A 6,500-nucleotide genomic window follows, 5' to 3' on the forward strand; every position below is an offset into this window, starting at 1 on the left:
GATTCCGACGCCCGCCCTAGAACTCCCGCCAGCTGTCGCCGGGGTCGCGTTCGCCGGGGTCGACGCTCTGCTGGCCCCAGGCGACGATCATCAGCAGCTTGTGGCTGCGGATGCGGAACTCGCCGGTCATGGGCAGGACGGCGCCGAGGGGCGCGCCGGTGCGGGGCTCGTAGAGGAAGCCCGAGAATTCGGCCACGCCGACCCGGTCGCGGCGGCTGTAGATCGACAGTTCGGGCACGGAGACGACATTGAAGCTGTCGTTGATCGGCACCCGCATCTCGGGCAGGCCGAAGACGCGGCGCATCTGTTCCAGCGACAGGGCCCCGGCCCGCAGTTCGAACACCGCGTCGGCCTCGGCTTTCGAAGGGGCGAGGGCGTAGCCCGCCTCCGACAGGGCGTTGCGGATGGCGCTGACGGCGTAGGGCGCGGTCTCGGCGCGGAACCAGGTGTCGTCGACATAGACGCGCGAGCCGCGCGGAATCGGCAGGGTCAGGCCTTCGACGGCGCGGTCGGCGGCGCGGGCGACCAGCAGCTGTTCGGTGGCGGTGCGCGAGGGATAGGTCTCGGAAGTGGAGGCGCAGGCGCCCGCCAGCAGGGCCAGCGCCAGGATCGGATACGGTTTCAAGATCACCAGCTCCCGGTGTTGGGCATCGAGGCCCAGGGCTCGGCGGGCGCGCGCGGCGAACCCTCCTGCAGCAGTTCTATGGAAATGCCGTCCGGCGAGCGGACGAAGGCCATGTTCCCGTCTCGAGGCGGCCGGTTGATGGTCACGCCGCCGTCCATCAACCTCTGGCAGATCGCGTAGATGTCGCCGACCTTGTAGGCCAGGTGACCGAAATTGCGGCCGCCGCCGTAAGGCTCGGGATCCCAGTTGAAGGTCAGTTCGATCTCGGGCGAGCGATCCGCGTCCGAGCGCGACCGGTCGGCCGGCGCGGCCAGGAAGACCAGGGTGTAGCGTCCGGCCTCGTTTTCCATGCGCCGCATCTCCGCGAGGCCCAGCAGGTCGCAATAGAAGCGCAACGAGGCGTCAAGGTCGGTCACCCGGACCATGGTGTGCAGATAGCGCATGGGGATCCGTCCTGGGGAGAGGCGGCAGGCGGCCTCTATAGCGGCCCTTGGCCGCGGCGGCGACTCACGGAGGGTTTCGGTGGGTGCGCGACCGCTCTGGGCCTGCTAGACGCGCCCTTCGGTCATCCGGGAAACACATGCTTCGCAAGCTTTACGACTGGGTCTTCGCCCTGGCCCGCAGCCGCCACGCCACCCCGGCCCTGGCCGTCGTCTCCTTCGCCGAGAGCTCCTTTTTTCCCGTTCCTCCGGACGTGATGCTGGCGCCGATGATCCTGGCCCGACCCGACCGGGCCTATTTCTACGCCGGCGTCTGCACCCTGGCCTCGGTGCTGGGCGGCATTCTCGGCTACGCCATAGGCTTCTACCTCACCGACCTGGGGCTCTGGCTGATGAGCGTCATCGGCCACTCCGACGGCCTCGAGGAATTCCAGCACTGGTTCGATCGCTGGGGTCTGGCGGTGATTCTGGTGAAGGGCCTGACGCCCATTCCGTACAAGCTGGTGACCATCGCCTCGGGCCTGGCCCATTTCAGCTTCCCGGTGTTCGTGGCCGCCTCGGTGGCGACACGCGGCGCGCGCTTCTTCGCCGAGGCCTGGGTGCTGAGGCGCTGGGGGCCCGCCATGCTGGCCGAGGTCGAGAAACGGCTGGCCATGTGGAGCGTCATCGGTCTGGTGGTGCTGATCGGCGCCATCGTGGCGGTAAAGCTTCTGTTCTAGGCGAGGCCAATCGACGGACGCTTCGCGCCCGGCTATGAACGTCGTCCGATGAGAGGCCTTTATCGACTCCTGACGCGGTGGTGGACCGCCTTCGCCCTCGCAGCCTCGCTGGCCCTGCTCGGGGCGGCGCACGCGTTCGAGCGGTTCGGGGGGCTGGCGCCGTGCAACCTCTGCCTCAAGCAGCGCGAGGTCTACTGGTTCGCGGCGGCGATCGCCCTGACCGCCACCCTCTGGCATGTCGTCAGCCGCGGCAGCCGCGGCACCCCGCGCATCGCCGCCTTCCTGCTGGCCGTGGTCTTCCTCACCGGGGCGGTGACCGCTGTCTTCCACATGGGCGGCGAGTTGAAATGGTGGGAATTGCCCGCCACCTGCTCGGGCGGCGGCGACGTCAATCTGGAAAGCCTCGCGGCGCTGGCCCTGGGCACGGGGCCGGTGGAGAAGGTCGCCCTGTGCGACGCGGTGGCCTGGAGCTTCCTGGGCCTGTCCATGGCAGGGTGGAACGCCCTGATCTCGGCCGCCCTGGCCGTGTTCAGCCTGCTCGCCGCCAAGAGGCCCAAGGATGCACGCGCCCCCCGGAACTGATCCCGCGACCGGCCGCCGCATTCCGCTGGCCCGTCCCGGCCGCGGGGCGAGCCAGCGTCGTCGGGCCGAGATCCTGCGGGTCGACCACGCCGGGGAATACGCCGCCGTGAACATCTACCGCGCCCAGCGGGCCGTGTTCGAGGGACGGGCCGGCCGCGAGGCCATCGCCGCCGACATGGGCGAGATGCAGGCGCAGGAGGCCGTCCACCTGGCCCGGTTCGAGGCCCTGCTGAACGCCGAGCGGGTGCGGCCCACGGTGATGACGCCGGTGTGGCGTCTGGCCGCCCTGGCGCTGGGAACCGGGACGGCGCTGATGGGCGAAAAGGCGGCCCACGCCTGCACCGAGGCGGTCGAAAGCGTGATCGAGGAACACTACGCCGACCAGATCGCCGAATTGGCCGACCGCGATCCGGCGCTGGCGGCCGAGCTGTCGGCCTTCCGCGACGAGGAATTGGCCCACCGCGACCACGCCGTGGACCACGGCAGCCGGGAAACGCCGGGGTACGATTTTCTGACCGCGGTGATCCGGGCCGGCTGCCGCGCCGCCATCAAGGTCAGCGAACGCCTCTGATCGCACGTCCGGGTTGCGAATTTCGGTCCGTCCGTCATTATGGCTGAAATATTCAGGAGAGCTCCGTGTTGCTTCCCGCCGTCCTTTTCGCCTCGCTCGCCCTCGTTCAGCAGGCGCCTCCGCCCGGTCAGGCCCCGGGCCCCGTCGAGGGCGAAGCCTCGGCCACGGCCCTTCCGAACGTGGACGTTCGGGCTCCCGACCGCTCGCCCATCACCCAGGTCTGCCGCACCGAGCCGGTGACGGGGTCGCGCTTCGGCCGCCGCGTCTGCCGCAACTCCGTCGAAACGGCGGACGAACGGCGGGACAGCCAGGAGATGCTGCGCCGGATGCAGGGCGCCCGCATGCCTGACGGCGGCTGATCTCAACGATCTGAAGCCACGTCAAACGCGAGCAGCAGGGTGCGCTGCGCGGCGTTGTTGTTGTCGTCCGACAGGATGTAGAGCCGCGTGCTTCCCCCTTGGGAACGGGCGGCGATCCCCTCGAAATTGTCGGTCGTGCCCGGCAGCTTCAACTCTATCAGGACGGGGCCGAGGGTTCCGTCCCGGTCCATGCGCCGGACCCGGGCGCGGGCGTCGACGGGCGGGCTGAACGACCGCTGGACCACGAAATATCCCGCCCCCGAAGGATCGCGGTCGATGCCGGTGATGCGGTAGTCGCCGTCCGCGACCGGCGCTCCCGGCGCGACGACGACGGCGCAGCGGATCGCCGTGCAATCCCAGACGCCGCCGGATTCGCCACTGACCCGCCAGCCGGCCGGACCGGCGGCCAGACCCTCCATGCCGTCGTTGGAGGCGAAGGCCGCGTCGGGCATGCGGACGGGAACCGGCGTCGACGCCGGTCGCCGGGGATCGCCATAGTTCCAGATGCGGTGATCGCGCTCGAAGCTGACCAGTAGATCGCCGTCGGCGTCGACGGCCAGCCCTTCGGCGTCGCCGTCGGCCTTTTCGACGATCGGCGCGCCGTCCGCCAGGGTCAGCCGGCGGACGGCGAGGCCCTCGACCCCGGCCAGCCGCCCGGAGGGGTCGAGCCGCAGCCGCCCGCGCACCAGATCGCCGGCGTCGCTGACGCTGACGAAGGCCGCCTCGTCGAGCAGCTTCAGGTCGGACAGGCTGTGCAACGGCGAGGCCTCGTCGAGCACCAGTTCGAGGCCGCCGGCGAAGCGGACGCCGTCCTCCAGCCGCGCGCCGCCGGGCAGGCCCAGACCCGCCGGCCGCGCCGAAGCCGCGGCGGGGATCCAGCCGGCGTCCGCCAGGCCGGCGGGATCGGGCGGGACGACCGCCGCGACGCCGGCGCAGGCCGCCAGCAGCAGGCCCGCCACCGCCGGCGCAAGGCGGCGCATCAGTCTCAAGCGGCCCGCCGCCGCCGCGCCGGCGCCGCCTTCGGCTCGGCGTCGAACAGGGCGGCCAGGTTCTCGACCATGGCCCCGGCCAGCTGCTCGACATCGACGATAGTCACGGCGCGGCGGTACCAGCGGGTCACGTCGTGGCCGATCCCGATGGCCATCAGCTCGACCGGCGACCGGGTCTCGATCTCGGCGATGACCTGACGCAGGTGCTTGTCCAGATACAGGGCGGCGTTGGCCGACTGGGTGGAATCGTCGACCGGCGAGCCGTCGGAGATGACCATCAGTATCTTGCGCGACTCGGTCCGGGCCAGCAGCCGGTCGTGCGCCCAGGAAAGGGCCTCGCCGTCGATGTTCTCCTTCAGCAGCCCCTCGCGCATCATCAGGCCGAGGCTCTTCTTCGCCCGCCGCCACGGCGCGTCCGCCGCCTTGTAGATGATGTGGCGCAGGTCGTTCAGCCGCCCCGGATGCGGCGGCTTGCCGGCGGTGATCCACGCCTCGCGCGCCTGGCCGCCCTTCCACGCCCGGGTGGTGAAGCCGAGGATCTCGACCTTGACGCCGCAGCGCTCCAGCGTCCGCGCGAGAATGTCGGCGCAGACCGCCGCCACCATGATCGGCCGGCCGCGCATCGAGCCGGAATTATCGAGCAGCAGGGTGACCACCGTGTCGCGGAACGGGCTTTCGCTCTCGGCCTTGAAGCTGAGCGGGCTGGTCGGGTCGGTGATGATCCGGGTCAGGCGGGCGGTGTCCAGCACCCCCTCTTCCAGATCGAAATGCCAGCTGCGGTTCTGCTGGGCCATCAACCGGCGCTGCAGCTTGTTGGCCAGGCGGGCGACGACCGAGGACAGGGCGATCAGCTGCTGGTCCAGCAGGGCGCGCAGCCGTTCCAGTTCATTGGGATCGCACAGGTCGGCGGCGTCGACGACTTCGTCGTAGGCCGTCGTGAACACCCGATAGGCGTCGATGGCGCGGCCGTCGTCGGCGGTCTGCTGGCGGTTGGGCAGGGCGCCCTCGTTGACGTCGGGGCCCTCGTCCGAGGCGTCGCCGTCCGGGTCGGCGGGCGCGCCGTCCGGACGCGACTCGCGTTCCTCGCCCGCGGTCTGGTCGTCGGTCGAGCCGTCCATCGACTGGCCCTCGCCGCCGCCGGCGTCGTCCTCGTCCTGATCGTCGGCCGCGTCCGGATCCTGCGGATCGGGCTCCTCGTCGCCCTGATCTTCAGAGGCGTCGTCGCCGCGCCCGTCGCCGGGATCGAGATCGAGCGCACGCAGCACGTCCTTCAGCCGGGCGGCGAAGGCGACCTGGTCGTCCGCGACCTCGGCCAGGGCGTCGAGCCTGGCGCCGGCCTTGTCCTCCACGGCGGCGCGGACGAGGTCCAGCATGGCGGCGGCGCCGTCGGGCGCGCGCTGGCCAGTCAGCCGCTCGCGCACCAGCAGGGCCACGGCCTCGGCCACCGGGACGCGCTCGGCCTCGGTCGCGCGCAGGGCGCCCATCTTTTCCAGCCGGGTCAGCAGGGCCGCGCCCATATTGGCCCGGACCCCGGCCAGGGCGGTGGAGCCGACCGCCTCGACCCGCGCCTGCTCGACCGCCTCGAAGACCTCGGCGGCGCGGCTGTCGACGGGACGCAGTCGGGCGTGCAGGCTCTCGTCGTGATTGGCCAGGCGCAGGGCCAGCCGGTCGGCCTGACCGCGCAGGCTGGCGCTCTCGGGCCCGCCCGGATCGCGCGGCGGATGCGGCAGGGTCAGGACGCCGTTGGCCAGCCGGGGTCCGTCGGAGCCGAACACGACCTCCAGCCCGGACTGCTCGGCCAGGGCCCGCGCCGCATGGGCGAGGGCGCGCTTGAAGACTTCGGCGGGGGTTTCGGCGGCGGCCATGGGTTCCAGTTAGCGGGTTCGGGGGCGGGGGAGAAGCTCTCGCGCCGCGGCGAAGCCTGGAGAGACGCAGGAGTCTTCGCCGCCTGCTTTCGCGGCGGTGTGGGGAGGGAGCGGGGCGGCCGGGCCTCGCCCGGTGCTTGAATGTTTTACCGTTTCGACGAGACAGACAGCCCCGCGCGGTCGTTTTCCACGCGCTCTCCGGCTGGCGACCCTGACATTCGGGCCTTGCCGGATCATCCGCCGCAGACATTGCTGCCTGCGACGCGGGGCGGACACGAGGCCATCAGGCGTCGGCGGTCCGCATCCAGCGGCGCGCGGCGAGCAGGCGGACGCCATCCCTCGACGTCCGC

Annotated in this window: 8 protein-coding genes; 4 read left to right on the forward strand and 4 right to left on the reverse strand. The window is 71.3% G+C overall.

What is annotated here, in order from left to right:
* Positions 1–16: 16 nt before the first annotated feature.
* Positions 17–631: a DUF6655 family protein gene (locus tag Q8Q71_RS10740; protein ID WP_305759586.1), complete on the reverse strand. Its 615-nt coding sequence runs from the start codon at positions 629–631 to the stop codon at positions 17–19.
* Positions 628–1,068, reverse strand: coding sequence for a VOC family protein (locus tag Q8Q71_RS10745; protein ID WP_305759587.1), 441 nt, complete (start codon positions 1,066–1,068; stop codon positions 628–630). The genes Q8Q71_RS10740 and Q8Q71_RS10745 overlap by 4 nt, the downstream gene beginning before the upstream one ends.
* A 137-nt stretch (positions 1,069–1,205) precedes the next feature.
* Here Q8Q71_RS10745 and Q8Q71_RS10750 point away from each other — a divergent pair, with 137 nt between their 5' ends.
* From Q8Q71_RS10750 to Q8Q71_RS10765, 4 genes are all read left to right on the forward strand, one after another.
* The gene (locus tag Q8Q71_RS10750) at positions 1,206–1,784 is read left to right on the forward strand and encodes a YqaA family protein (RefSeq protein WP_305759588.1); all 579 of its coding nucleotides are present in this window, start codon (positions 1,206–1,208) and stop codon (positions 1,782–1,784) included.
* Positions 1,785–1,832: 48 nt separating this feature from the next.
* The gene (locus Q8Q71_RS10755) at positions 1,833–2,366 is read left to right on the forward strand and encodes a disulfide bond formation protein B (protein ID WP_305759589.1); all 534 of its coding nucleotides are present in this window, start codon (positions 1,833–1,835) and stop codon (positions 2,364–2,366) included.
* Entirely contained in the window at positions 2,344–2,937 is a 594-nt protein-coding gene (locus Q8Q71_RS10760) for a demethoxyubiquinone hydroxylase family protein (RefSeq protein ID WP_305759590.1), read from the forward strand. Before Q8Q71_RS10755 ends, Q8Q71_RS10760 begins: the two co-directional genes overlap by 23 nt.
* A gap of 65 nt (positions 2,938–3,002) precedes the next feature.
* The gene (locus Q8Q71_RS10765; protein ID WP_305759591.1) at positions 3,003–3,296 is read left to right on the forward strand and encodes a hypothetical protein; all 294 of its coding nucleotides are present in this window, start codon (positions 3,003–3,005) and stop codon (positions 3,294–3,296) included.
* A gap of 2 nt (positions 3,297–3,298) precedes the next feature.
* Here the strand turns inward: Q8Q71_RS10765 and Q8Q71_RS10770 are convergent, their stop codons facing one another.
* Positions 3,299–4,276 (reverse strand): esterase-like activity of phytase family protein, encoded by a 978-nt coding sequence (locus Q8Q71_RS10770; protein WP_305759592.1) that lies wholly within the window; start codon positions 4,274–4,276, stop codon positions 3,299–3,301.
* A gap of 5 nt (positions 4,277–4,281) precedes the next feature.
* Positions 4,282–6,150, reverse strand: a complete 1,869-nt coding sequence (gene cobT / locus Q8Q71_RS10775) for a cobaltochelatase subunit CobT (protein ID WP_305759593.1) — start codon at positions 6,148–6,150, stop codon at positions 4,282–4,284.
* Positions 6,151–6,500 lie beyond the last annotated feature (350 nt).

The sequence above is a fragment of the Brevundimonas sp. genome, assembly GCF_030704825.1.
Lineage (GTDB): Bacteria > Pseudomonadota > Alphaproteobacteria > Caulobacterales > Caulobacteraceae > Brevundimonas.

Coding starts and splice junctions, on each gene's coding strand:
- cobT (WP_305759593.1), bottom strand. CDS start 6,150: ATGGCCGCCGCCGAAACCCCCGCCGAAGTCTTCAAGCGCGCCCTCGCC.
- Q8Q71_RS10750 (WP_305759588.1), top strand. CDS start 1,206: ATGCTTCGCAAGCTTTACGACTGGGTCTTCGCCCTGGCCCGCAGCCGC.
- Q8Q71_RS10755 (WP_305759589.1), top strand. CDS start 1,833: ATGAGAGGCCTTTATCGACTCCTGACGCGGTGGTGGACCGCCTTCGCC.
- Q8Q71_RS10770 (WP_305759592.1), bottom strand. CDS start 4,276: ATGCGCCGCCTTGCGCCGGCGGTGGCGGGCCTGCTGCTGGCGGCCTGC.
- Q8Q71_RS10760 (WP_305759590.1), top strand. CDS start 2,344: ATGCACGCGCCCCCCGGAACTGATCCCGCGACCGGCCGCCGCATTCCG.
- Q8Q71_RS10745 (WP_305759587.1), bottom strand. CDS start 1,068: ATGCGCTATCTGCACACCATGGTCCGGGTGACCGACCTTGACGCCTCG.